22 protein-coding genes are annotated in these 22,694 nt (G+C 72.7%); 12 read left to right on the plus strand and 10 right to left on the minus strand.

Features of this window, described 5'->3' with window-relative positions:
• The first annotated feature begins 208 nt into the window (after positions 1-208).
• Genes QSK22_RS06120 through QSK22_RS06145 form a run of 6 tightly spaced genes read left to right on the plus strand, consistent with a single transcriptional unit; the run spans position 209 to position 4,775 of the window.
• On the plus strand, positions 209-511 hold the full coding sequence (locus QSK22_RS06120) for an urease subunit gamma (protein ID WP_285492994.1): 303 nt from the start codon (positions 209-211) through the stop codon (positions 509-511).
• Entirely contained in the window at positions 508-879 is a 372-nt protein-coding gene (locus QSK22_RS06125; protein ID WP_285492995.1) for an urease subunit beta, read from the plus strand. Before QSK22_RS06120 ends, QSK22_RS06125 begins: the two co-directional genes overlap by 4 nt.
• A complete protein-coding gene (locus QSK22_RS06130) occupies positions 872-2,608 on the plus strand; it encodes an urease subunit alpha (RefSeq protein ID WP_285492996.1) in 1,737 nt (578 codons plus the stop codon). The genes QSK22_RS06125 and QSK22_RS06130 overlap by 8 nt, the downstream gene beginning before the upstream one ends.
• Positions 2,608-3,306 carry an urease accessory protein UreF gene (locus tag QSK22_RS06135; protein WP_285492997.1) on the plus strand — a complete coding sequence of 233 codons (699 nt, stop codon included), beginning with the start codon at positions 2,608-2,610 and terminating at the stop codon, positions 3,304-3,306. Before QSK22_RS06130 ends, QSK22_RS06135 begins: the two co-directional genes overlap by 1 nt.
• 39 nt (positions 3,307-3,345) lie before the next feature.
• On the plus strand, positions 3,346-4,020 hold the full coding sequence (gene ureG, locus QSK22_RS06140; RefSeq protein ID WP_285492998.1) for an urease accessory protein UreG: 675 nt from the start codon (positions 3,346-3,348) through the stop codon (positions 4,018-4,020).
• Positions 4,017-4,775 (plus strand): urease accessory protein UreD, encoded by a 759-nt coding sequence (locus QSK22_RS06145; protein WP_285492999.1) that lies wholly within the window; start codon positions 4,017-4,019, stop codon positions 4,773-4,775. The genes ureG and QSK22_RS06145 overlap by 4 nt, the downstream gene beginning before the upstream one ends.
• Here the strand turns inward: QSK22_RS06145 and QSK22_RS06150 are convergent.
• Positions 4,724-5,116 (minus strand): MerR family transcriptional regulator, encoded by a 393-nt coding sequence (locus tag QSK22_RS06150; protein ID WP_285493000.1) that lies wholly within the window; start codon positions 5,114-5,116, stop codon positions 4,724-4,726. The genes QSK22_RS06145 and QSK22_RS06150 overlap by 52 nt on opposite strands.
• Before the next feature lie 175 nt (positions 5,117-5,291).
• Between QSK22_RS06150 and QSK22_RS06155 the strand changes: the two genes are divergently transcribed.
• The 4 genes from QSK22_RS06155 (at position 5,292) to QSK22_RS06170 (ending at position 8,450) form a co-directional block, all read left to right on the plus strand.
• Entirely contained in the window at positions 5,292-6,194 is a 903-nt protein-coding gene (locus QSK22_RS06155; RefSeq protein WP_285493001.1) for a hypothetical protein, read from the plus strand.
• Between the two features lie 50 nt (positions 6,195-6,244).
• Entirely contained in the window at positions 6,245-6,529 is a 285-nt protein-coding gene (locus QSK22_RS06160) for a hypothetical protein (RefSeq protein WP_285493002.1), read from the plus strand.
• A 60-nt stretch (positions 6,530-6,589) separates the two neighbouring features.
• Positions 6,590-7,507: an aldo/keto reductase gene (locus QSK22_RS06165; protein ID WP_285493003.1), complete on the plus strand. Its 918-nt coding sequence runs from the start codon at positions 6,590-6,592 to the stop codon at positions 7,505-7,507.
• 64 nt (positions 7,508-7,571) lie between these two features.
• Positions 7,572-8,450, plus strand: coding sequence for an LLM class F420-dependent oxidoreductase (locus tag QSK22_RS06170; protein ID WP_285493004.1), 879 nt, complete (start codon positions 7,572-7,574; stop codon positions 8,448-8,450).
• Positions 8,451-8,496: 46 nt separating this feature from the next.
• Here the strand turns inward: QSK22_RS06170 and QSK22_RS06175 are convergent, their stop codons facing one another.
• A complete protein-coding gene (locus QSK22_RS06175; RefSeq protein ID WP_285493005.1) occupies positions 8,497-8,961 on the minus strand; it encodes a carboxymuconolactone decarboxylase family protein in 465 nt (154 codons plus the stop codon).
• Positions 8,962-9,036: 75 nt separating this feature from the next.
• Positions 9,037-9,720, minus strand: coding sequence for a DUF305 domain-containing protein (locus QSK22_RS06180; RefSeq protein WP_285493006.1), 684 nt, complete (start codon positions 9,718-9,720; stop codon positions 9,037-9,039).
• Positions 9,721-9,949: 229 nt separating this feature from the next.
• Between QSK22_RS06180 and QSK22_RS06185 the strand changes: the two genes are divergently transcribed.
• Positions 9,950-11,329, plus strand: coding sequence for an LVIVD repeat-containing protein (locus QSK22_RS06185; RefSeq protein ID WP_285493007.1), 1,380 nt, complete (start codon positions 9,950-9,952; stop codon positions 11,327-11,329).
• A gap of 108 nt (positions 11,330-11,437) precedes the next feature.
• Here QSK22_RS06185 and sigJ read toward each other — a convergent pair whose 3' ends face one another.
• The 7 genes from sigJ to ppdK all read right to left on the minus strand — a co-directional run bounded on the left by sigJ (position 11,438) and on the right by ppdK (position 20,467).
• On the minus strand, positions 11,438-12,352 hold the full coding sequence (gene sigJ, locus QSK22_RS06190; protein WP_285493008.1) for an RNA polymerase sigma factor SigJ: 915 nt from the start codon (positions 12,350-12,352) through the stop codon (positions 11,438-11,440).
• Entirely contained in the window at positions 12,349-12,837 is a 489-nt protein-coding gene (locus QSK22_RS06195) for a GtrA family protein (protein ID WP_285493009.1), read from the minus strand. Before QSK22_RS06195 ends, sigJ begins: the two co-directional genes overlap by 4 nt.
• A 58-nt stretch (positions 12,838-12,895) precedes the next feature.
• Positions 12,896-14,101, minus strand: a complete 1,206-nt coding sequence (locus QSK22_RS06200; RefSeq protein WP_285493010.1) for an MFS transporter — start codon at positions 14,099-14,101, stop codon at positions 12,896-12,898.
• A gap of 63 nt (positions 14,102-14,164) precedes the next feature.
• Entirely contained in the window at positions 14,165-15,391 is a 1,227-nt protein-coding gene (locus tag QSK22_RS06205) for an NAD(P)/FAD-dependent oxidoreductase (protein ID WP_285493011.1), read from the minus strand.
• 172 nt (positions 15,392-15,563) lie between these two features.
• Complete coding sequence (locus QSK22_RS06210; RefSeq protein WP_285493012.1) at positions 15,564-16,859, minus strand: deoxyguanosinetriphosphate triphosphohydrolase; 1,296 nt, start codon at positions 16,857-16,859, stop codon at positions 15,564-15,566.
• Between the two features lie 37 nt (positions 16,860-16,896).
• Complete coding sequence (locus QSK22_RS06215) at positions 16,897-17,649, minus strand: YdcF family protein (RefSeq protein WP_285493013.1); 753 nt, start codon at positions 17,647-17,649, stop codon at positions 16,897-16,899.
• A 127-nt stretch (positions 17,650-17,776) separates the two neighbouring features.
• Positions 17,777-20,467 (minus strand): pyruvate, phosphate dikinase, encoded by a 2,691-nt coding sequence (gene ppdK, locus QSK22_RS06220; RefSeq protein WP_285493014.1) that lies wholly within the window; start codon positions 20,465-20,467, stop codon positions 17,777-17,779.
• A 336-nt stretch (positions 20,468-20,803) separates the two neighbouring features.
• Here ppdK and QSK22_RS06225 point away from each other — a divergent pair, with 336 nt between their 5' ends.
• The gene (locus QSK22_RS06225; RefSeq protein ID WP_285493015.1) at positions 20,804-22,663 is read left to right on the plus strand and encodes a glycoside hydrolase family 15 protein; all 1,860 of its coding nucleotides are present in this window, start codon (positions 20,804-20,806) and stop codon (positions 22,661-22,663) included.
• The last annotated feature ends 31 nt before the right edge of the window (positions 22,664-22,694 follow it).

Here is a 22,694-nt window from a genome sequence, read left to right on the forward strand (position 1 = left end):
GACGATCTGCTTCCGAAAGGTTGATCGACGAGACCGCGGTGATCGTTACGCAGGGTGCCGGACACCGCCGGGGAGATCGGCGTTCGGCAAATCGGGACCTACTTACGGTCTGTCCGATTCATACTTTCCGTCCGACCACGTGAAATGGATGTTAAAACGGCAATTCCGTTGTTCCGTAAACGGTCATACCGGCAGTACCGTCCCAAGAGTGCTGATCACTCCACACGAGCAGGAGCGCCTGCTGCTCCATGTGGCCGCGTCCGTGGCCCGCGAGCGGCGGGCGCGCGGGCTGCGGCTCAACCATCCCGAGGCGACCGCGATCATCGCGGTGCACATCCTGGAGGGCGCCCGCGACGGGCGCAGCGTGGCCGAGCTGATGGAGTCCGGCCGCACCGTGCTCACCCGCTACGACGTCATGGAGGGGGTGCCGGAGATGCTGGAGTCGGTGCAGATCGAGGCGACGTTCCCCGACGGCACCAAGCTCGTCACCGTCCACCGGCCGATCCCGTGAGCGGCGCGATGGTCCCCGGGCAGGTCGTCCCCGCCGCCGAGCCCGTGCCGCTGAACCCGGGCCGGCCGCGCACCGCGCTCACCGTCGTCAACACCGGCGACCGTCCGGTGCAGGTGGGCTCGCACTACCACTTCGCCGTGGCCAACCCCGCCCTGGAGTTCGACCGGGACGCGGCGTGGGGGCAGCGGCTGGACGTGCCCGCCGGGACGTCGGTGCGGTTCGAGCCCGGCGTGGCCCGCGAGGTGGCGCTCGTCCCGCTGGCCGGCGCCCGCGTCGTGCCGGGGCTGCGCACGGACATGCACACGGACATGCACACGGACATGCACATGGACATGCACACGGACAGGGCGGGAGCCCTCGATGACTGAGCTGTCCCGGGCCCGCTACGCCGAGCTGTACGGGCCGACGGCGGGCGACCGCGTCCGGCTCGCCGACACCGACCTGTTCATCGAGGTCACCGAGGACCTGGCGCGCGGCCCGGACGGCGCGGCGACCGGCGACGAGGCGGTGTTCGGCGGCGGCAAGGTGATCCGCGAGTCGATGGGGCAGTCCCGGGCCACCCGCGCCGAAGGCGCCCTCGACCTGGTGATCACCGGTGCCGTCGTGCTCGACCACTGGGGCGTGGTCAAGGCCGACGTGGGCGTGCGCGACGGCCGCATCGTCGCGCTCGGCAAGGCGGGCAACCCCGACACGATGGACGGCGTCCACCCCGACCTGGTCATCGGCCCGACCACCGAGGTGCTGGCGGGCAACGGCAAGATCCTCACCGCCGGGGCCGTCGACTCCCACGTGCACTTCATCTGCCCGCAGCTGGCCGAGGAGGCGCTCGGCGCCGGGGTGACCACGCTGCTCGGCGGCGGCACCGGGCCGGCCGAGGGCACCAAGGCCACCACCGTCACCGGCGTCTGGTACCTGCACCGGATGCTGGAGGCCATGGACCCCTGGCCGGTGAACGTGGCGCTGCTCGGCAAGGGCAACACGGTGTCCGCCGAGGCCATGTGGGAGCAGCTGCGCGCGGGCGCCGCGGGCTTCAAGCTGCACGAGGACTGGGGCGCCACGCCCGCCGCGATCGACGCCTGCCTGCGCGTCGCCGACGCCTCGGGCGTTCAGGTGGCGCTGCACTCCGACACGCTGAACGAGGCGGGGTACGTCGAGTCGACGCTGAAGGCCGTCGGCGGGCGGTCGATCCACGCCTACCACACCGAGGGCGCCGGCGGCGGGCACGCGCCCGACATCATCACCGTCGCCGCGCACCCGAACGTGCTGCCGTCGTCGACCAACCCGACCCGCCCGCACACCGTCAACACCCTCGACGAGCACCTGGACATGCTCATGGTGTGCCACCACCTCAACCCGTCGGTGCCCGAGGACCTGGCGTTCGCCGAGTCCCGCATCCGCCCGACGACGATGGCGGCCGAAGACGTCCTGCACGACCTGGGCGCCATCTCGATGATCGGGTCGGACTCGCAGGCGATGGGCCGGATCGGCGAGACCGTCATCCGCACCTGGCAGACCGCGCACGCCATGAAGCGCCGCCGCGGCGCCCTGCCCGGCGACGGCGGGTCCGACAACGGCGCGGACAACCTGCGCGCCCGCCGCTACGTCGCCAAGTACACGATCAACCCGGCGATCGCGCACGGCCTGGACGGGGAGATCGGTTCGGTCGAGCCGGGCAAGCTGGCCGACCTGGTCCTGTGGGACCCGGCGTTCTTCGGGGTGCGCCCGCACGCGGTGGTCAAGGGCGGGATGATCGCGTGGGCGGCGATGGGCGACGCCAACGCCTCCATCCCGACCCCGCAGCCGGTGCTGCCGCGTCCGATGTTCGGCGCCTCCCCCGCCGCGGCGGCCGCCACGTCCCGGCACTTCGTGGCGCAGGCGGCGCTCGACGACGGGCTGCCGGACCGGCTGGCGGTGCGGCGCCGGTTCGTCCCGGTCCGCGACACCCGGCGGCTCGGCAAGGCCGATCTGCCGCTGAACGACGCGCTGCCGCGCATCGAGGTGGACCCCGACACCTTCACCGTCTCGGTGGACGGCGAGGAGATCGAACCCGCCCCGGTCGACGAGCTGCCCATGGCGCAGCGCTACTTCCTGTTCTGATGGAGGAGGTCCCCGCCGCGCTGCTGCTGCTGGCCGACGCGCGCCTGCCGGCCGGCGGCCACGCGCACTCGGGCGGGCTCGAACCGGCCGTCACCGCGCGCGCCGTCACCGGGCTGGACGACCTGCGCGGCTTCCTGCGCGGCCGGCTGGCCACGGCAGGTCTGACCGCCGCGGCCCTGGCGGCGGCCGCGTGCGCGCACGCCGGCGTGCGGCCGCACCGGTGGCGGGAGCTGGACGCGGAGGCCGACGCGCGCATGCCGTCGCCGGCGCAGCGGCGGGCGTCGCGGGCGCAGGGGCGGTCGCTGTCGCGGGCGGCGCGGGCGGCCTGGTCGCATCCCGGCCTGGACGCGCTGGCGGCCGAGCTGGCCGACCCGCACCATCCGCTCGTGCTCGGCGCGGCGGCCGCGGCGGCGGGCGGCACCCCGCGGCAGGCGGCGGCGGTCTCCGCGTACGGGGCGGTGACCGGTCCGGCGTCGGCGGCCGTCCGGCTGCTCGGCCTGGACCCGCTGGGCGTGCACGCGGTCCTGGCGGGGCTGGCCGCCGAGGTGGACGACGTCGCGCGGGAAGCCGCCGCGTCAGTCGAGGACGGGGCCGAGGACGGGGCCGGGTGGGGGGTGCTGCCCGCGCCGTCCGCGCCGCTGCTCGACCTGCTCGCCGAGGCGCACGTCCATGCCGGGCTGCGCCTGTTCGAGTCGTAGACGCCGTCAGGGGAACACTGGGAGACGGGAGGACGCACCGTGGGCGCCAACCACGATCACGACCCGCACGAGGCCGCGCCGGCGGCGGGCCGGGCGCTGCGCCTGGGCATCGGCGGCCCGGTGGGCAGCGGCAAGACCGCGCTGACGGCGGCGCTGTGCCGCGCGCTGCGCGAGGAGTTCGAGCTGGCGGTGGTGACCAACGACATCTACACCACCGAGGACGCCGACTTCCTGCGCCGCGAGGGCGTGCTCTCCGACGACCGGATCACCGCGGTGCGCACCGGCTGCTGCCCGCACACCGCCATCCGCGACGACATCTCCGCCAACCTCGACGCGGTGGAGTCCCTGGAGGCCCGGCACGGCCGCCTGGACCTGGTCATCGTGGAGAGCGGCGGCGACAACCTGACCGCGCTGTTCAGCCGGGGCCTGGCCGACCGGCAGATCTTCGTGCTGGACGTGGCGGGCGGCGACGACGTTCCGCGCAAGGGCGGTCCGGGGGTGGCGAACGCGGACCTGCTGGTGATCAACAAGACCGATCTGGCGCCGCTGGTCGGCAGCGACGTGGCGCTGATGGAGCGCGACGCCGTCCGAGTGCGCGGCGGCGGGCCCGTGGCGCTGACCTCGCTGCGCGAGCATCCCGACGCGCCGGAGGTGGCGGCGTGGGTGCGCGGGGTGCTGCACGAGGCGCGCGCGGCCGCCGCGCCGGTCACGTGACCCGACGGTACACGGCACGCGCGGCCGTCACCGCCGAACGCGACGCGCGGGGGCGCACCCGCTGCACGCGGCTGCGCTCGGACGGGCCGCTGGCGCTGCGCGAGACCGCCGGCGCCGTCTACCTGGTCGGCGCGGCGGCGGGCCCGCTGGGCGGCGACGTCCTGGAGATCGACGTGGAGGTCGGCCCGGGGGCGCGGTCGGCGGTGCGTTCGGCGGCGGCCGCGGTCGTGCTGCCCGGGGACGGCGTGTCGCGGCTGGCGGTGCGGGCGCGGATCGGGGCGGGCGCCCACCTGGATTTCGCGCCCGAGCCCACGGTGGCCGCCGCCGGATGCGACCACCGGTCCGTGACCGAGATCGCGCTGGCCGAGGGGGCGACGCTGCGGCTGTGCGAGGAGCTGGTGCTGGGACGGCACGGTGAACGGCCCGGTCGGCTGCACAGCCGGCTCGACGTGACGGTCGGCCGGACGCCGCTGCTGCGTCACGAGCTGCGCGTCGGAGACCGGCACGACGGCCCGGCGGTGCTCGGGGACGCCCGGGCCGTCGGCAACGTGCTGCTGGTGGGTCCCGGACTGACCCGCGAGCCGCATTCCGAGGAGGGGCTGGCCGTCCTGCCGCTGGCGCACCCGTCCGCGGTGCTCGTCACGGCCGTTGCGCCGGACGCCGCGCTGCTGCGCCGCCGCCTCGCCCGCGGCGAGTCGATCGCTCAGGTGGCGGCGTCGGCGACGGGCCCGGCGGTCGCGGCGGCGTCCTCGTAGAAGTGGATCTTCTCCTGGATCTTGCGCTGCTGTTCGCGCAGCCGGGCGATCTGCTCCTCGACCCGGCGGTCGTGGGCCCGCAGCAGCGCGATCCGCTTCGGGGTGGTCTCGTCGCCGCCGCGCACCAGCTCGGCGTAGCGCTGCAGCTCGGCGATCGGCATGCCGGTGTCGCGCAGGCAGCGCAGCATGCCCAGCCAGGCCAGGTCGTCGTCGGTGAAGACCCGGCGCCCCGCCGCGTCGCGCGCGATCCCCGACAGCAATCCGATCTTCTCGTAGTAGCGCAGCGTGTCGATGCTGAAGCCGCTTCTGCTGGCGGTCTCAGCCGGGGAGTAGGACCTCACCCGCCACAGCGTGCCCCTGGAGCGCACTCCAGGTCAATCGTCCGCGCCTTCACCCGCGCGGCGGGCCCCGGCCTCAACGCCGTCCGGCCCCCACACGACCATCCAAAGTGATCTGGATCACAAACTCGCGAACCCTTCCATCACTCTAAGAAATCGTAAGGTAACGTTCAGCGACATGCCATCTAGACGCCATGACGCTCTCAACGAGCTCTTCCGCGAGAACCCGAGGCTGGTCGTGGACATCCTCGGCCACCTCAAGGACCTCGACCTGCCTCCCGACCTCCCGGTCCAGGAGGCGAAGAACACCTACAACGACCGGCCCTCGATCGACTTCACCGCCGACAACGTGTTCACCGTCGGCCCGCCGCAGGACCCGGTCCACGGCATCATCGTGGAGATCCAGCAGACGAAGTCCCAGTCGAAGCGCAGGCAGCTGCCGCGCTACGCCGCCGCGCAGTGGCTGAGTCAGCGGCACGGCGGTGTCGACGTCATCGTCGTCTGCCCCAATGCCGACACCGCCGCCTTCTACGCCGAGCCCATCCGCACCGAGCTGCCGGGGTACACCCTGCAACCCGTGGTCGTGGGCCCCGAGCAGATACCGATGATCACCGACCCGACCGAGGCCGCCGCCCGGCTCGGAATGGCCGTCCTGTCAGTCTCGGCCCACGGCGAGAAGCACCGCAAGGTCGTCGAGGCCCTCATGGCCGCCCTTGACGGTGACACTCCGCAATACTATGAACACGCATACAACATAGCCGGTCCGGCGGCACGAAAGATCATGGAGGAGATCATGCAGTCCACCAAGTGGCCCGTCTACACCCCCCTCGCCCGCGAACACTACGGCAAAGGCCGCGAGGAGGGCCGCGCAGAAGGCCTCGAGGAGGGCCGCGCAGAAGGCCGCAAGGAGGGCCGTACGGAGGAGGCGGCCAACGCGACCCTCATGATCCTCTCCTCACGAGGTGTCAACATCCCCGACGACGCACGCGAACGCATCACCAACTGCACCGACCTCGACCAACTCCACGCCTGGCTCACACGCGCCGCCAACGCCGACACCATCGACGACGTGTTCGCCTAGGCACCAGCAAACAGCACACCGGACACCGGTTCGAGGACCACGGAAACCCCATGCACCCCCGAAAGTGGCCCGTCTACACCCCCCTCGCCCGCGAACACTACGGCAAAGGCTACGCAGAAGGCCTCGAGGAGGGCCTCGAGAAAGGCCGCAGGGAGGGCCGCGAGGAGACAGCCAAGCTGATGGTCAACGTGGTCCTCGAAGTGCTGTCCACGCACGGCGTCACCGTTACCGAGGACGCACGCGAACGCATCACCACGTGCACCGACATCGAGCGGCTGGCGACATGGGCCGCACGCGCCGACACCGTCCGCACCATCGACGACCTATTCGCCTGAGCGAGGCCCGCCGGTGCGGGGTTGACCTGGAGTGCGCTCCAGCAAGCAGGATCTGGCGGCATGGAGTTCGCACTTGGCGCCATGTGGTTCGGCACCAGGGTGGACGAGGAGACCTCGTTCGCCATTCTCGACCGCTTCGTCGAGGCGGGCGGGACGATGATCGATACCGCAGACAACTACGCGTTCTGGCTGGACGGCGGCCGCGGGGGTGAGAGCGAGACCGTCATCGGGCGGTGGCTGGCCAGCCGCAAGGTGCGCGACCAGGTCTTCATCGGCACCAAGGTCGGGGCGCAGCCCAAGACTCCCGGGACGGGGCTGGAGAACGCCGAGGGCCTGTCGGAGAAGGCGATCCGCAGCGCCGCCGAGGGCAGCCTGCGGCGGCTCGGCACCGACCACATCGACCTGTACTGGGCGCACATCGAAGACCGGTCGGTGCCCCTGGAGGAGACGATGGGCGCCTTCCGCGACCTGGTGCGGGAGGGCGCCGTCGGCCGGGTCGGGGTGAGCAACCACGCGGTGTGGCGGGTGGAGCGGGCCAGGGCGCTCGGCGAGCCCCGGTACGACGACCTGCAGTACCGCTACTCCTACCTGCTGCCTCAGCCGGGGGTGAAGCTGCCCGATAACGGCCACCACCACGCCGACGAGGAGCTGCTCGACTACGTGCGGGCGGAGGGCCTGCGACTGTGGGTGTACAACGCGCTGCTGTCGGGTTCCTACACGCGCCCCGACAAGCCGCTGCACCGGGCGTACGAGCACCCGTCCAACAAGCGGCGGCTGGCGGCGCTGAAGTCGGTGGCCGACGAGCTGGGCGCCACCCCCAACCAGGTGGTGCTGGCCTGGCTGATGGGCGGCGACCCGCCGATGATCCCCATCGTGGGCGTGAGCGCGATGGAGCATCTGGAGGAGGCGCTCGGCGCCGCCGACCTGGCGTTGGACGCCGAGCTGAGGGAACGACTGGACACGGCCGCATCGGCCTGATCCGGAACGCGCTGCGGCGCGCGAAACACCACTATCCCGCCGTAATCGAGGAAAAGGACTGTTCATGCGCATCGGACTGCAGGTGCCCAGCTTCACCTTCTCCGGCGGCCCCGAGCGGATCGCCGCCGAATACGGGCGGATGGCCCGCGAGGCCGACCAGGCGGGGCTGCACTCCCTCTGGGTGATGGACCACTTCTTCCAGATCGCGGTGGTCGGCCCCGCGGAGGAGCCCATGCTGGAGGGCTACACGGCGCTGGCGTACGCGGCGGCGCTCACCGAGAAGATCACGCTGGGCACCCTGGTCACCGGTGTCACCTACCGGCACCCGGGCATCCTGGTGAAGACGGTGACGACGCTGGACGTGCTGTCGGGCGGCCGGGCCTGGCTGGGCATCGGCGCCGCCTGGAACGACGAGGAGTCGCGCGGCCTCGGCATCCCGTTCCCGCCGACCGCCGAGCGGTTCGAGCGGCTGGAGGAGACGCTGCGGATCGCCCACCAGATGTGGAAGGGCGACGAGAGCGCCTTCGAGGGCGTGCACTACCGGTTGGAGCGGCCGCTGAACTCGCCGCAGCCGGTCCGGCGCCCGCACCCGCCGATCCTCATCGGCGGCTCCGGGGAGAAGAAGACGCTGCGGCTCGTCGCCAAGTACGCCGACGCCTGCAACATCTTCGACACCGAGGAGCTGCCGCGAAAGCTCGACGTGCTGCGCGAGCACTGCGAGCGGGAGGGCCGCGACTACGCCGAAATCGAGAAGACGTCGCTGGTGGTGACCGACAGCCGGCCCGGCGAGCTCTCGGTCGACCAGGTCGTGGACACGGTGGGCCGACTGGCCGAGTCGGGCGTGGACCACGTGATCTACTCGCAGGCCACCGGGCACGACCTGGCCGGGGTGCTGGGCGAGGCGCTGGCCCAGACCGAGAAGATCACCCCCGCCGGGCGCTGAACGCGGCGGGCCGCCGGGAGGCGGGCCTCCCGGCGGCCCGGCCGTGCTATGCCCGGGACGCGGGGACGGGGCGGGCCGGGGGACGCACCCGCGTCGGCACGCAGACCCGGTTCCACAGGTTGATCATCGCGACCAGGGCGACCAGGGTGCCCTGGTCACGCTCCGAGAAGTGGCCGGTCATCTCGTCCCAGACCGCGTCGGGCACGCCGTCGGCGCCGAGCCGGGTGGCCGCCTCGGTGTAGGCGAGGGCGGCGCGCTCGGCCTCGGTGTACAGCAGCGACTCCCGCCACGCCGGCAGCTGGTGCAGCCGGTCCGGGGTCTCGCCGTCGGCCAGGGCCTCGTGCACGTGCATGTCGATGCAGTACAGGCAGCCGTTCATCTGGGAGGCGCGGAGCTTCACCAGGTGCCACACCAGCGGGTCCAGCCCCGACTCGTTCAGCACCTTCTCGGCGGCCAGGAACGCCCGGTAGGCGTCCGGGGCGACGTCGCGCAGGTTCATCCGCTGCTTCATCGTCTTCCCTTCGCTCGGTCAAGCGGTCGCCAGGGAGACGACGCGGTCCGGTTCCGTGTGACAGCGGATGCCCGCTCAGCCGTCGAGCAGGGCCCGCATCCGGTTGATCTCGGCCTGCTGGGTGGACTGGACGTCCCGCGCGATCTGCTGGGCGGTGACGTCGGTGCCCTTGTCCAGCACGTCCTTGACCATGGTCAGCGCGCCCTGGTGATGGTTGATCATCAGGTTGAGGAACAGCCGGTCGAAGTGCTTGCCGCGGGCCTTGCGCAGCTGCTCCATCTGCTGCGGGGTCGCCATGCCGGGCATGTTCGCGTGGGCGGACGCCGAGGGCGAGGCGCCGCCGTGCGCGCCGTGCCCGGTGTGGCCGCCCTGCCCCTGGGAGGTGCCCCTGCCGTGCTGCCGCAGCCAGTTCTGCATGGCCGCGATCTCCACGTTCTGCGTCGCGTCGATGCGCTCGGCCATCGCCTTGACCTGCGGATCGGACGCCTGCCCGGGGGCCAGCGAGGCCATCTCGACGGCCTGCTGGTGGTGCGGGATCATCATCTCGATGAAGCGGAACTCCGCGGCCGTGGGCGGCGCGGGGCTGGACGGCCCGGCCACCGCGGTCTTGTTGGGCTCCCCCGGCCGTCCCGGCATGAGCACGGTGCCCTTGGGCGTCGCCGCGCCGTCCCCGTCGCCGCTGCATCCGCCCAAGGCGCCCGCGACGGCGGCCGCCGCCGCGGCCAGCAGCGCCATCCGGTACCGCGTCCGGTAGTGCATCCGTCTCCCCACTCCGCCCTGCGCTCGAACACCCCGGACGGTAGCCGCAGCGGACGCGACGAAAAAAGAGCCTTTGATCTCAGAAAGCTCACAGATCCATACAGACCTATTCAAACGGCGCGATTCACTCCATACTCCGGATGATCAATCTACCGTCGGGGGCCTTTGCACACACGAAGGAGTGAGGGTGGCGCTGTTCTCCGGACGCAGACCCAGGCGACGAACACTGGTGGGAAGCCTCGCGGCGCTCGTGCTGGCCGGGTCGGCAGCCGCGGCGCCCGCCGCCGCGGCGGACATCCCCGGTCAGGACGAGATCGTCAAGACCGCCAACATGCACCACCTGGCCAACATCCCCAAGCCGCCGGTGTTCTCGGGCACCAGCTCCTACGGCACGGACTGGGCCTTCAAGGGCAATTACGCCTTCGCCGGCAACTACGACGGGTTCACCGTCTACGACATCTCCAAGCCGGCCAAGCCGCGCATCGTCACCGTGGTCAAGTGCCCCGGCTCGCAGAACGACGTGTCGATCTCCGGGAACCTGCTGTTCCTGTCGACCGACAGCTCCCGCAGCGACGATTCGTGCCAGTCGGTGCCCAAGCCCGCGTCGGAGAAGGACGCCTGGGAGGGCATCAAGATCTTCGACATCAGCGACGTGCGCAACCCGCGCTACGTCAAGGCCGTCGAGACCAAGTGCGGCTCGCACACCAACACGCTGGTCCCGGGCGAGCGCGGCACCGTCTACATCTACGTCTCGTCGTACTCGCCGAGCAGCAGCTACCCCGACTGCCAGCCGCCGCACGACCTGATCTCGATCGTCGAGGTGCCGCTGAAGAACCCGCAGGCGGCCCGGGTGGCGGCCGAGCCGGTGCTGTTCCCCGACGGCGGGAACCCCGGTGACGGGCGGCCCTACCCCGAGGGCACCTCGGCCACGACCGGCTGCCACGACCTGACCGCCTACCCGTCCAAGAACATCATGGCCGGGGCGTGCATGGGCGACGGCGTGCTGTTCGACATCTCCGACCGGCTCAAGCCGCGGATCATCGACACCGTGCGCGACGACGAGAACTTCGCGTTCTGGCACTCGGCCACGTTCAACAACAAGGCCAACAAGATCGTCTTCACCGACGAGCTGGGCGGCGGCGGCACCGCCACCTGCAACGCCGCGATCGGGCCGGACAAGGGCGCCGACGCCGTCTACGACATCGTCGGCAAGGGCGACAAGCGCAAGCTGGTCTTCCGCAGCTACTTCAAGATCCCGCGGGCGAACGCCGACACCGAGAACTGCGTGGCGCACAACGGCTCGCTGATCCCGGTCAAGGGCCGCGACATCATGGTGCAGGCCTGGTACCAGGGCGGCATCTCGGTGTGGGACTTCACCGACTCCCGCAGGCCCAAGGAGATCGGCTGGTTCGAGCGCGGTCCGCTGAGCAACGACGAGCTGGTGCTGGGCGGCTCGTGGTCGGCGTACTACTACAACGGCTACATCTACTCCAGCGACATCCAGAAGGGCCTGGACGTCATCGACATCCGGGACAAGGCCACCGACAAGGCCAAGCGCGTCAAGCTCGACGTGCTGAACGTCCAGTCGCAGCCCGACTACTTCGACTGACCGGCCGACGGCCGCAGCGGAGTCGTCTCGAAGGCCCCCGGCGCCCGCCGGGGGCCTTTCCCTGTTCCGGCGAGCGGAGGCCCGGACCGGGCGTTCCGGCCGGGCGGTTCAGGCGACGTGGCGCAGACCGGCGAGCTTGTCGGGGTTGAGCACGCGGCGGACCGCGGTGACGCGGCCGTCCACCACCTCGACGGTGTCGGCGCCGACCAGCCGCCCGCCGCGGTACATCAGCAGGCCCGGCTCGCCGTTGATCTCGGCGGGCACCAGGCGGTAGGCGTACTTGGCGGCCACCCGCAGCAGCACGGCCGCCACCCGGCCGGCCCCGGCGACGACCTTGCGGGCGGCGAACACCCGGCCGCCGCCGTCGGTGGTGTAGGTGGCGTCCGGGTCCAGCAGCGCCAGCAGCCTCGCGCCGTCGCCGTCCTGCGACGCGGCGCGGAAGGCGGCCACCACCCGCTCGTGCTCGGCCCGGGAGGCCCGCCGCCCCGCCGCGGGCGACGCCCCAGCGGCGGCGATCTTGCGTCCGGCCCGCGAGGCGAGCTGGCGGCACGCCGCGGGCGACCGGCCCAGCACCTCGGCGATCTGCGCGTACGGCACGTCGAACGCCCGGTGCAGCACGAACGCGACCCGCTCGGGCGGCGACAGCCGCTCCAGCACCAGCAGCATGGCGACGCCGACGGTGTCGTCGACCAGCACCGGCTCGGCCGCGTCCGGGCCGGTCAGCAGCGGCTCGGGCAGCCACGGCCCGACATAGCTCTCGCGCCGGGCGCGGGCGGAGGTCAGCACGTCGTAGGCGCGGCGGGCGGCCACGGTGACCAGCCAGGCGCGCAGGTCGCGGACCTCGGCGAGGGACCCGGTGGCGGCCGCGCGCAGCCACACGTCCTGGGTGACGTCCTCGGCGTCGGCCACGCTGCCGGTGATGCGGTACGCCACGCCGAACACGGCCGGGCGGTGCTCGGGCCACTCGGCGTCCAGTCGCACCCGCGCGGCCTCGTCCGGCGCCGGGGGCCGCGGCGGCGTCATGCGGTGGCCGGGGTGAAGACCCACTTGCGGTACGACCAGTAGCGGAACGCCGAGGCCAGCCCCAGCCCCACCAGCAGGCCGGCGTTGTAGGCGACGCCGCCGTGCAGGCCGAGGGTGTAGTAGGTGAAGCCGGTGCAGGCCACCTGGATCAGCAGCCCGACGCCGTTGAGCCCGAAGAAGATCGCCACCTCGCGGCCGGAGCCGGTGCTGTCGCGGTGGCGGAACGTCCAGAACCGGTTGGCCAGGTAGGACACCAGCGTGGACAGCGCGGTGGGCAGCACCACGCTGAAGATCGGGCCGCCGCCGTGCAGGTGCCGCAGCAGGTTGGCCCCGCCGATCATGATCACCGTGCCGATGAACCCGACGAAACCGAAGGTCAGCAGTTCGCGTACGAAACGGTACAGGCGCGGGCTCCTCACCATCCCGTGCGGGCCGCGGTCCGCCGGCGCGGCTTGGCCCGGCCGCGACCGCTGCATGGTACTCATTCGCCCAAACCTTACCGGAGGACGGACCCGCCTCCGACCTCGGCCCTCGGCGGAACGATCAGCGTGCGGCCGTGGCGGTGGCGCGGGCCGACGGCAGGATCGCCGCGACGAGCGCGACCGGAACGCACAGGGCGCCGGCCAGCCCGACCTCCTGCGCCACGAACCCGATGACCGGCGGCCCGCCCAGCAGCCCCAGGTAGCCGACGGCGGTGACGCGGGAGATGCCGCGGGCGGCGGGCACGCCCGGCAGGTTGCCGGCGGCGCTGAAGGTGACCGGCGCCACCGGCGCGATGCCGATCCCGAACAGCGTGAACCCGATGATCGCGGCGGCCGGGTGCCCGACCGCCAGTCCCAGGCCCAGCCCGAGCGCCGAGATCAGGGCTCCGGCGCGCAGCACCCGCACCGGGCCGTACCGCGCCACGACCCGGTCGCCCGCCAGCCGCCCCGCCGTCATCGCGACCGCGAAACCGGCGTAGGCCAGGCCCGCGACGCCCGCTCCGGCGTCGAGGGTCTCGCGCAGGTAGACGGCGCTCCAGTCGGCCACCGCGCCCTCGCCGACGAACGAGCACAGACCGATGAACCCCAGCAGGGCCAGCATGCGCCGCGCGCCGCGCGCCGCGTCCGCCCCGGCCTTGCGCGGGGACGCCCCGGGGGGCGCGTCCTCCCCGGCGGTGTCGGGCGGCTCGTCGGCGGAACGGTCCAACAATCCCTGGCAGCCCGCCAGCACCAGCGCCGCCAGGACGGCCGCCGCGACCGACAGGTGCACCTGCACAGGCACGTCCAGATGCGCCAGCCCGGAGCCGACCAGCGCCGCCGCAAGAGTGCCGATGCTGTACGCGCCGTGCAGCCCGGACATGATCGGCCGGTCCAGACGCCGTTCGACCGCCACGCCCTGGGCGTTCATCGCCACGTCCATCAGGCCCAGCGAGCCGCCGAACAGCAGCAGCGCGGCGATCAGCACGCCCAGGTTCCCGGCCAGCCCCATCGGCACCAGGGCGAGCGCGGCCGCCGCCCCGGCCGCCATGGTCGTGGCGCGGCTGCCCCAGCGGGCCACGATGGCGCCGGCGAAGCGCACCGCCAGGACCACCCCGGCGGGGGCGCCGAGCAGCGCCACGCCGAGACCGCCCTCGCTCAGCCCGAGATGCTCCTTGACCTGCGGGATGCGCGCCACCCAGGCCGAGCCGATCAGTCCGTGCGCGACGAACGCGACGGTCACCGCCAGCCGGGCCCGGCCGAGCGTCCCGGCCGCCGTCTGAGTCACCACCAGGCCGACTGTACGCGACTCACCACAAATGGACGATCTTGCCTAAGGGTGAGATCTCCGGCGCTACAGCAGATCCGCCAGCGGAGTCTTGGGGTCGGCCAGCCGGGCCCGGTCCACCGGCTCGCCGGAGCGGATCAGCGCCTGGACGTCCTGCGCGACGTCCCACACGTTGACGTTCATCCCGGCGACGACGCGGCCGCCGGACAGCCAGAACGCCATGAACTCCAGCCCCGCCACGTCGCCGCGGTAGACCACCTCGTCGTACTCTCCGGGCGCGGCCACGCCGGACAGCTCCATGCCCAGCTCGTACTGATCGGTAAAGAAGTAGGGGACGCGGTCGTAGGACACCTCCCGCCCGAGCATGGCCCGCGCCGCGGCCGGGCCGCCGTCGAGCGCGTTGGCCCAATGCTCCACGCGCAGCCGGCGGCCGAGCAGCGGATGGTAGGCCGCGGCCACGTCCCCGGCGGCGAAGATGTCGGGATCGGAGGTGCGCAGCGACTGGTCGACCAGCACGCCGTCCGACACCTCCAGGCCGGCCCGCTCGGCCAGCGCGGTGTTGGGCCGCACCCCGATGCCGACGATCACCACGTCCGCGGGGATCTCCGCGCCGCCCGAGGTCACCACCGCCGACACCTGCCCGGCGCCCCAGAACCCCGCCACGCCCTCGTCCAGCCGCAGGATGACGCCGTGCCTGCGGTGCAGGTCGGCGAACAGCCCGCCCACCTCGGGGCCGAGCGCGGCGTGCAGCGGCGTCGGCTCCGGTTCGATCACCGTGACGTCGTTGCCGTAGGCGCGGGCCGCGGCCGCGGTCTCCAGGCCGATCCAGCCCGCGCCCGCCACCACCACGCGGCGCCCGCCGGGTGCGATCGCCTCGCGCAGCGCCGCCGCGTCGGCCAGCGTCCGCAGGTAGTACAGCCCCTGCAGCCGGGCGCCGGGCACCTCCAGCCTGCGCGGGGACGCGCCGGTGGCCAGCAGCAGCCGGTCGTAGCCGACCTCCTCGCCGCTGGCCAGCGTCACCCGGTGCCGGGACGGGTCGACCGCGGTGGCCGCCGTGCCCAGCCTGAGCTCCACCCGGTTGTGGTCGTACCACTCGCGGTCGTGGACGTGCGTCCTCTCCCGCGGCTCCTGGCCGAGCAGGAAGCCCTTGGACAGCGGCGGCCGTTCGTAGGGCCGTTCGACCTCCTCGCCGATGAGCACCACGCGGCCCCCGTAGCCCTCCCCCCGCAGCGTCTCGGCGGCCTTGGCACCGGCCAGGCTCGCGCCGACGATGACGATGGTCTCCTCGGGCATGGCGACCTCCTGCGCGTGGGCGTCTGCTTACGTCCCTACTGCTGTGCCCCGAACGGGACAAGGCCCACCCGCAGCAGGAGCCAAGGAAGGACCGCGCGCAGCAGAACGGCCCGTTCCGCCCCCGGCCGCCGGGGAACACCGCAGGACGCCGCGGGACGCCGTCCGTCCCGCGCTATTCGCCGCGTCCGGACAGCGCCCTGTACCGCGCGATCGCGGAGGTGTCGGTGAGGGAGGCGATCTGGTCGACGACGGCGCGCAGCCGGGCCGCGTCGTCGGGCGCCTCGACGTAGGCGGCGCGGAACGCGGCGTCGAGCGTGCCGGGCGCGCCGCGCAGCATCAGCTCGGCCAGCTCCATGATCAGCTCGCGCTGGCGGGCCCGGGCGGCCTCGTGGCTGATCCACACGTAGTGCGCGGTGACGCCCTTGAGCAGCGCGCACTCCAGCCGCTGCGCGCGCGGCACGATCAGGTCGGCGCCGTACCGGGTCAGCGGACGGTCGCCGTAGGCGGCGCGGGTGGCGTCCTCCGCGGCCAGGCAGAACCGGCCGATCAGCGTGCTGGTGAGGTTCTTCAAGGCGGCCAGGGCGCGGGGGGTGCCGTCGTAGCGGTCCGGCCAGTACGGCTCGGCCAGCAGCGCGGCGAACCGCTCCTCCAGCTCGCCCAGGTCGGCGTCGAGCGGCGCGGCCGTCCCCCCGCCCGGCGCGCCCGTGGCGTCGCAGTACAGCTTGCGGGTGGTGGCGCACACCAGGCGGCGCTCGGCCGGGTCGGCGAGCCGGTCGAAGGTGACGTGCCCGGCGACCAGCGCGTCCTCCAGGTCGTGCACCGAGTACGCGACGTCGTCGCTCCAGTCCATGACCTGCGCCTCGAAGCAGGTGCGCCCGGCCGGGGCGCCGTCGCGCACCCACCGCGCCACGGGCAGGTCGTCCTGGTAGACGCCGAACTTGCCGTTGACCGACTCGTCCTGCGTCCACGGGTACTTCATGGACGCGTCCAGGGCGGCGCGGGTGAGGTTGAGGCCGACGCTGCGGCCGTACAGGGGCGGGCCCGGGGGCGCGAACGACTTGGGCTCCAGCCGGGTCAGCACGCGCAGGCTCTGCGCGTTGCCCTCGAAGCCGCCGCAGTCGCGGGCGACCACGTCGAGGGCGGCCTCGCCGTTGTGCCCGAAGGGCGGATGCCCGATGTCGTGGGCCAGGCAGGCGGTCTCCACCAGGTCGGGGTCGCAGCCCAGCGACTTGCCGAGCTCCCGCCCGACCTGGGCGCACTCCAGCGAGTGGGTCAGCCGGGTGCGCAGGCTCTGCACGTGGTTCTCGGCGGTGGCGTCCGGCGAGGCGACCTGGGTCTTGGCCGCCAGCCGCCGCAGCGCGGCGCTGTGCAGCACCCGGGCCCGGTCGCGTTCGAAGGCGGTGCGGTCACGGCGCTTGGGCGGCTCGGGAGCCCAGCGCTCCCGGTCGCGGTCTGCGTAGTTGCTCATCGCCCCATCCAGGGTAGGCCGCGCACCGGCGCCGTCGTCACTGGCCGGGCGTGGTGACGATCGTCTCGCTGGGCACCGCGACGCTCTTTCCGAACAGCACGTACGACAGGTACCCGCCGGTCTCGCGGACGATGTAGTGGAACTGCGTGTCGCGGGTCTGCACGCTGGGGCCGCTGCGGGTCGGCGACGAGGCCGCCTCGATGCCGTTGTCGCTCGCCATCCGCTTGGAGCGCAGGCCGTGCCAGGGGTCGGTGACGATCACGCCGGTGCGCCAGCCGCGCCGCCGGTACTCGGCGCCCACCGCCTTCATGCTCTCCAGCGTGTCGGCGCCGACCGGCACGGACACCACCCGGTCGGCGGGCACCCCGCCGCGGTCGACCAGCCACCGCTTGCCCGAGTCGGCCTCGGTGTAGTTGTCGCCGGGCTGCTTGCCGCCCACGGTGACGATCACCGGCGCCACCCCGTCGCGGTACAGGTTCAGCGCGTGCTGCAGCCGCCACTGCAGGGTGGGCGAGGGCACGCCGTTGTACTGCGCCGCGCCGAGCACGATGATCGCGTCGGAGCGGGGCCGCTCGTCCTGGCGGGCCTGGTACCACACGCGCCACGCCACGGTCAGCGGCGTCAGCACGGCCACGGCCAGCAGCCCGAGCACGACGCTCACAGTGATCACGAACCAGCGGGGGCGGCGGCGGGCGCGCCGTCCGCGCCGCTCGCCCTCGCCGCTGCCGCCGCTGTCGTCGCCCGGCCCCTCCGGGACGTCGGGGCCGGGCAGCTCCATCTCCAACGTCATCGCACTCGACACGTTAGTTGAGACGGCCGGGGATACGCCGACGTTCCGAATCGTCGGCGCAGGCGGCCCCCGGCCGCCGTCCGAGTGCGGCGTGCCGCCGGCCGCCGCCCAGGCGGCCGGCGGCCGGTCAGCGGCTGTCGGAGCCGGCGGCGCTGATCGCGGCGCGCCCCGCTTCCAGCCGCGCCACCGGCACGCGGAACGGCGAGCAGGACACGTAGTCCAGCCCGACCTCGTGGCAGAAGTGCACCGACTCGGGGTCGCCGCCGTGCTCGCCGCAGATGCCGAGCTTCAGGTCGGGACGGGTGGCGCGGCCCTCCTCGACGGCGATGCGCACCAGCCGGCCGACCCCCTCGCGGTCCAGCGTCTCGAACGGGGAGACGCCGAACACGCCCAGCTCCAGGTAGCGGCCGAAGAAGGCGGCCTCCACGTCGTCGCGGGAGAAGCCCCAGGTGGTCTGGGTGAGGTCGTTGGTGCCGAAGGAGAAGAACTCGGCGGCCTCGGCGATCTGCCCGGCGGTCAGCGCCGCCCGGGGCAGCTCGATCATGGTGCCGATCAGCGCGGGCACGTCCACGCCGGTCTCCTCGCGCACCTCGGCCAGCACCCGGCGGGCCTCGTCGCGCACCGCCTCCAATTCCTGGACGGCGCAGACCAGCGGGATCATGATCTCCGGCCGCGGGTCGCCGCCGACCGCGACCCGGCGGGCCGCCGCGTGGGCGATCGCCCGGACCTGCATCGCGAACAGCCCGGGAATCACCAAACCCAGGCGCACACCCCGCAGTCCCAACATAGGGTTCTGTTCGTGCAGCCGGCGGACCGCCTCCAGCAGCCTGCGGTCCCGGGGGTCGGCGTCGCCGCCGGCCAGGGCGACCTTGACCGCCAGCTCGGTGAGGTCGGGGAGGAATTCGTGCAACGGGGGGTCGATGAGCCGAATCGTGACCGGCAGCCCGTCCATGGCTTCGAGGATGCCCTCGAAGTCGGCGCGCTGGAGCGGTTCCAGCGCCGCCAGGGCGGTGCGCCGCTCGTCGTCGGTCTCGGCCAGGATCAGCTGTTCCACCAGGCGGCGGCGGTCGCCGAGGAACATGTGCTCGGTGCGGCACAGCCCGATGCCGCCCGCGCCGAAGCGGCGGGCCCGCGCGGCGTCCTCGGGGGTGTCGGCGTTGGCGCGCACGCCCAGCCGCGCCCGCGCGTCGGCGTGCTTCATGATCCGGTGCACGGCCTGGACGAGCTCGTCGCCCTCGCCGGGGTCGAGCGCGCCCTCGAAGTAGCGCACCACCGGGGAGTCCTCGACGGGCACCTCGCCCAGGTAGACCCGGCCGGTGGTGCCGTCGATGGAGATGGTCTCGCCCTCCTGGACCGTCACGCCGCCGGGCGCGGTGAAGCGGGCGGCCCGCACGTCGACGTCCAGTTCCTCGGCGCCGCACACGCACGTCTTGCCCATGCCGCGGGCCACGACGGCGGCGTGCGAGGTCTTGCCGCCGCGGGAGGTGAGCACGCCCCGGGCCGCAACCATCCCGGCCAGGTCGTCGGGGTTGGTCTCGCGCCGCACCAGGATGACGTCCTCGCCCTGCCCGGCCAGCTCCACCGCCCGCTCGGAGGAGAAGACGGCCTTGCCGACGGCGGCGCCGGGCGAGGCGTTCATGCCGGTGGTCAGCAGCTTGCTCCCGTCGGCCTGCGCCGCGTCGAAGCGGGGGAACATCAGCTGGGCCAGCTGGTCGCCGGTGACCCGCGCCACGGCCTCGTCCTCGTCGATGAGCCCCTGGTCGAGCAGCTGGCAGGCGATGCGGAACGCCGCGGCGGCGGTGCGCTTGCCCACCCGGGTCTGGAGCATCCACAGCTTGCCGCGCTCGATCGTGAACTCGATGTCGCACATGTCGCGGTAGTGGTTCTCCAGCGTCTCCATGATTCGCAGGAGCTCGGCGTAGGAGCGGGGGTCGAGCCGCTCCAGCTCGGTCAGCGGCACGGTGTTGCGGATGCCGGCGACCACGTCCTCGCCCTGGGCGTTCTGCAGGTAGTCGCCGTAGACGCCCTGGCGGCCGGTGGCGGGGTCGCGGGTGAAGGCGACGCCGGTGCCCGAGTCCATGCCCATGTTGCCGAACACCATGGCGACCACGTTGACGGCGGTGCCGAGGTCGGCGGGGATGCGCTCCTGGCGCCGGTACAGCACGGCGCGGGGCGCGTTCCACGAGGTGAACACCGCCTTGATCGCCAGGTCCAGCTGCTCGCGCGGGTCGGTGGGGAAGTCGCGTCCGGCGTGCTCGCGGACGATCTGCTTGAACGTGCCGACCAGGCCGCGCAGGTCGGCGGCGTCCAGGTCGGTGTCCTGGTCGGTGCCCTTGGCCTTCTTGGCGGCCTCGAGGGCGTCCTCGAACACATCCCCGTCGACGCCCAGCACGGTCTTGCCGAACATCTGGATGAGCCGCCGGTAGGAGTCCCAGGCGAAGCGCTCGTCGCCCGCCTGGGCCGCGAGCCCCGCCACGGACTCGTCGTTGAGGCCGATGTTGAGGACGGTCTCCATCATCCCCGGCATGCTGAACCTGGCCCCGGACCGTACGCTGACGAGGAGGGGGCCGTCGGGCTGGCCGAGCCGCTTGCCCATGGTCTCCTCCAGCGCCGACAGGTGGCGGTCGACCTCCTCCGCCAGCCCGCCGGGCAGCTCCCCGTGCTCCAGGTAGTACCGGCACGCCTCGGTGGTGATGGTGAAGCCCGGCGGCACGGGCAGGCCGAGATTGGTCATCTCGGCGAGGTTGGCGCCCTTGCCCCCCAGCAGATCCCGCAGGTCCTTGTTGCCTTCGGTGAAGTCGTACACCAGCTTCGGCACGGGGCCCTCCTTCGCGGTCCGGTCCTGCCGCGTGGCGCGCGGCCAGGTGACGGGCGGCGGGCGCACCGTGACCGGGGACACCCCCGGGCACCACCGATTTGGCGCGCGCCGCCCTGTTTGCCGGGACTGTACCCGCGTTGGACGCGCACGCTCGTCACTCCGTTACGCTGCGTGCGTTTGCGCAGGTAGGGCCGGGCGCAGTGGTCTATTCCAATAACGACATTCCAGACACGCAACCGAGGAAACACGGCCGTCACATGGTCAAAGCACCGCATTCGAAAGGGAATCATGGAAAGAGGAGGTGAGGTTGTGAGGCCGATGGTCGCCGGTGGCCGCGTGGGAGACCCGTTCGCCCCGATCGCCGACTTCGGGTTCCTGTCCGACTGCGAGACGACCGCCCTGGTCGCGCCGAGCGGCAACATCGAATGGATGTGCCTGCCCCGGATGGACTCGCCGAGCGCGTTCGGCTCGATCCTGGACCGCGACGCCGGGTACTTCCGGGTCGGCCCCGCGGGCGTGGAGGTGCCCGCCGCGCGGCGCTACATCCCCGGCACCATGGTGCTGGAGACGACCTGGTGGGTCCACGGCGGCTGGCTGGTGGTCACCGACGCGCTGCTCATGGGCCCCTGGCACCACGAGACCGAGCGGTCGCACACCCACCGGCGCGCCCCCACCGACTACGACGCCGACCACGTGCTGCTGCGCATGGTGCGCTGCGTCAACGGTCAGGTGCAGGTCCGGCTGGACTGCATGCCCGTGTTCGACTACGGGCGCGCCCCCGCCCGGTGGGAGCACTACGGCCTCGGCTACCACGAGGCAGTCGCGCGCGGCAACGGCGTGTCGCTGCGCCTGACCAGCGACATGAACATCGGCTTCGAAGGGTCGCTGGCCACCGCCCGCACCCTGCTCAAGCAGGGCGACTCGCGGTTCGTGGCGCTGTCGTGGAGCGAGCACGAGCCCCCGCACAGCTACGAGGAGGCGCAGGAGCGCCTGACCTGGACGGTGCACCACTGGCAGCACTGGCTGGACCGCGGCCGCTTCCCCGACCACCCCTGGCGCAGCCACCTGCAGCGCAGCGCCCTCACCCTCAAGGGCCTGACGTTCGCGCCCTCGGGGGCGGTGGCGGCCGCGGCGACCACGTCCCTGCCGGAGTCACCGGGCGGCGACCGCAACTGGGACTACCGGTACACGTGGATCCGCGACTCCACGATGGCGCTGTGGGCCTTCTACACCCTCGGGTACGACTGGGAGGCCAACGACTTCTTCTACTTCATCACCGACGTGGCCGAGGCCGCCGAGGGCAAGCTGCAGATCATGTACGGGCTGGACGGCCGCGAGGAGCTGCCCGAGTCCACCCTCGACCATCTGACCGGCTACGACAACGCCCGTCCGGTGCGCATCGGCAACGAGGCGTACATGCAGGCCCAGCACGACGTGTGGGGCGCGATCATCGGCTCCATCTACCTGTTCGTGCGCAAGCGGGACCGGCTGGACGACCGGCTGTGGAAGATCGTCGTCAAGCAGGTCGAGGACGCGCTGGCCAACTGGCGGCTGCCGGACTGCGGCATGTGGGAGGTGCGCGGCGAACCGCAGCACTTCACCTCCTCGAAGGTGTTCTGCTGGGTGGCGGCCGACCGCGGCGCCCGGCTGGCGCGCATCCGCGGCGACTTCGCCATGGCCGAGCGCTGGCAGAAGGCGGCCGACGAAATCCACGCCGACGTGCTGGCCAACGCCCTGGACGAGCGCGGGGTGTTCACCGCCCACTACGGCGCCACCGCCCTGGACGCCTCGGCGCTGCTGATCCCGCTGCTGGGCTTCCTGCCCGCCGACGACAAGCGGGTCCGCGAGACGGTGCTGGCCATCGCCGACGAGCTGTCCGAGGACGACCTGGTGCTGCGCTACCGCCCGGCGGAGACCGACGACGGCTTCAACTCCGACGAGGGCACCTTCACCATCTGCTCGTTCTGGCTGGTCAGCGCGCTGGTGATGATCGGCGAGCTGGAGCGCGCCAAGGCCCTGTGCGAGAAGCTGCTCTCCTACGCCAGCTCGCTGCAGCTGTACGCCGAGGAGATCGATCCGCACACCGGCCGGCACATGGGCAACTTCCCCCAGGCGTTCACCCACCTGGCGCTGATCAACGCCGTGATGCAGGTGATCCGCGCCGAGGACCACGAGCGCCAGCCCCCGCTGGCCTGACGCACCCCCCGGCCGTGGCCTGCGACTCGGA

This window comes from Actinomadura sp. NBRC 104425 (genome assembly GCF_030269545.1).
Classification (GTDB): domain Bacteria; phylum Actinomycetota; class Actinomycetes; order Streptosporangiales; family Streptosporangiaceae; genus Spirillospora; species Spirillospora keratinilytica.

What these genes read in the sequence shown, in the direction of transcription:
- QSK22_RS06130 (WP_285492996.1), top strand. Translation starts at nt 872, where the DNA reads ATGACTGAGCTGTCCCGGGCCCGCTACGCCGAGCTGTACGGGCCGACG.
- QSK22_RS06135 (WP_285492997.1), top strand. Translation starts at nt 2,608, where the DNA reads ATGGAGGAGGTCCCCGCCGCGCTGCTGCTGCTGGCCGACGCGCGCCTG.
- QSK22_RS06155 (WP_285493001.1), top strand. Translation starts at nt 5,292, where the DNA reads ATGCCATCTAGACGCCATGACGCTCTCAACGAGCTCTTCCGCGAGAAC.
- QSK22_RS06160 (WP_285493002.1), top strand. Translation starts at nt 6,245, where the DNA reads ATGCACCCCCGAAAGTGGCCCGTCTACACCCCCCTCGCCCGCGAACAC.
- QSK22_RS06165 (WP_285493003.1), top strand. Translation starts at nt 6,590, where the DNA reads ATGGAGTTCGCACTTGGCGCCATGTGGTTCGGCACCAGGGTGGACGAG.
- QSK22_RS06170 (WP_285493004.1), top strand. Translation starts at nt 7,572, where the DNA reads ATGCGCATCGGACTGCAGGTGCCCAGCTTCACCTTCTCCGGCGGCCCC.
- QSK22_RS06175 (WP_285493005.1), bottom strand. Translation starts at nt 8,961, where the DNA reads ATGAAGCAGCGGATGAACCTGCGCGACGTCGCCCCGGACGCCTACCGG.
- QSK22_RS06180 (WP_285493006.1), bottom strand. Translation starts at nt 9,720, where the DNA reads ATGCACTACCGGACGCGGTACCGGATGGCGCTGCTGGCCGCGGCGGCG.
- sigJ (WP_285493008.1), bottom strand. Translation starts at nt 12,352, where the DNA reads ATGACGCCGCCGCGGCCCCCGGCGCCGGACGAGGCCGCGCGGGTGCGA.
- QSK22_RS06195 (WP_285493009.1), bottom strand. Translation starts at nt 12,837, where the DNA reads ATGAGTACCATGCAGCGGTCGCGGCCGGGCCAAGCCGCGCCGGCGGAC.
- QSK22_RS06205 (WP_285493011.1), bottom strand. Translation starts at nt 15,391, where the DNA reads ATGCCCGAGGAGACCATCGTCATCGTCGGCGCGAGCCTGGCCGGTGCC.
- QSK22_RS06210 (WP_285493012.1), bottom strand. Translation starts at nt 16,859, where the DNA reads ATGAGCAACTACGCAGACCGCGACCGGGAGCGCTGGGCTCCCGAGCCG.
- QSK22_RS06215 (WP_285493013.1), bottom strand. Translation starts at nt 17,649, where the DNA reads ATGACGTTGGAGATGGAGCTGCCCGGCCCCGACGTCCCGGAGGGGCCG.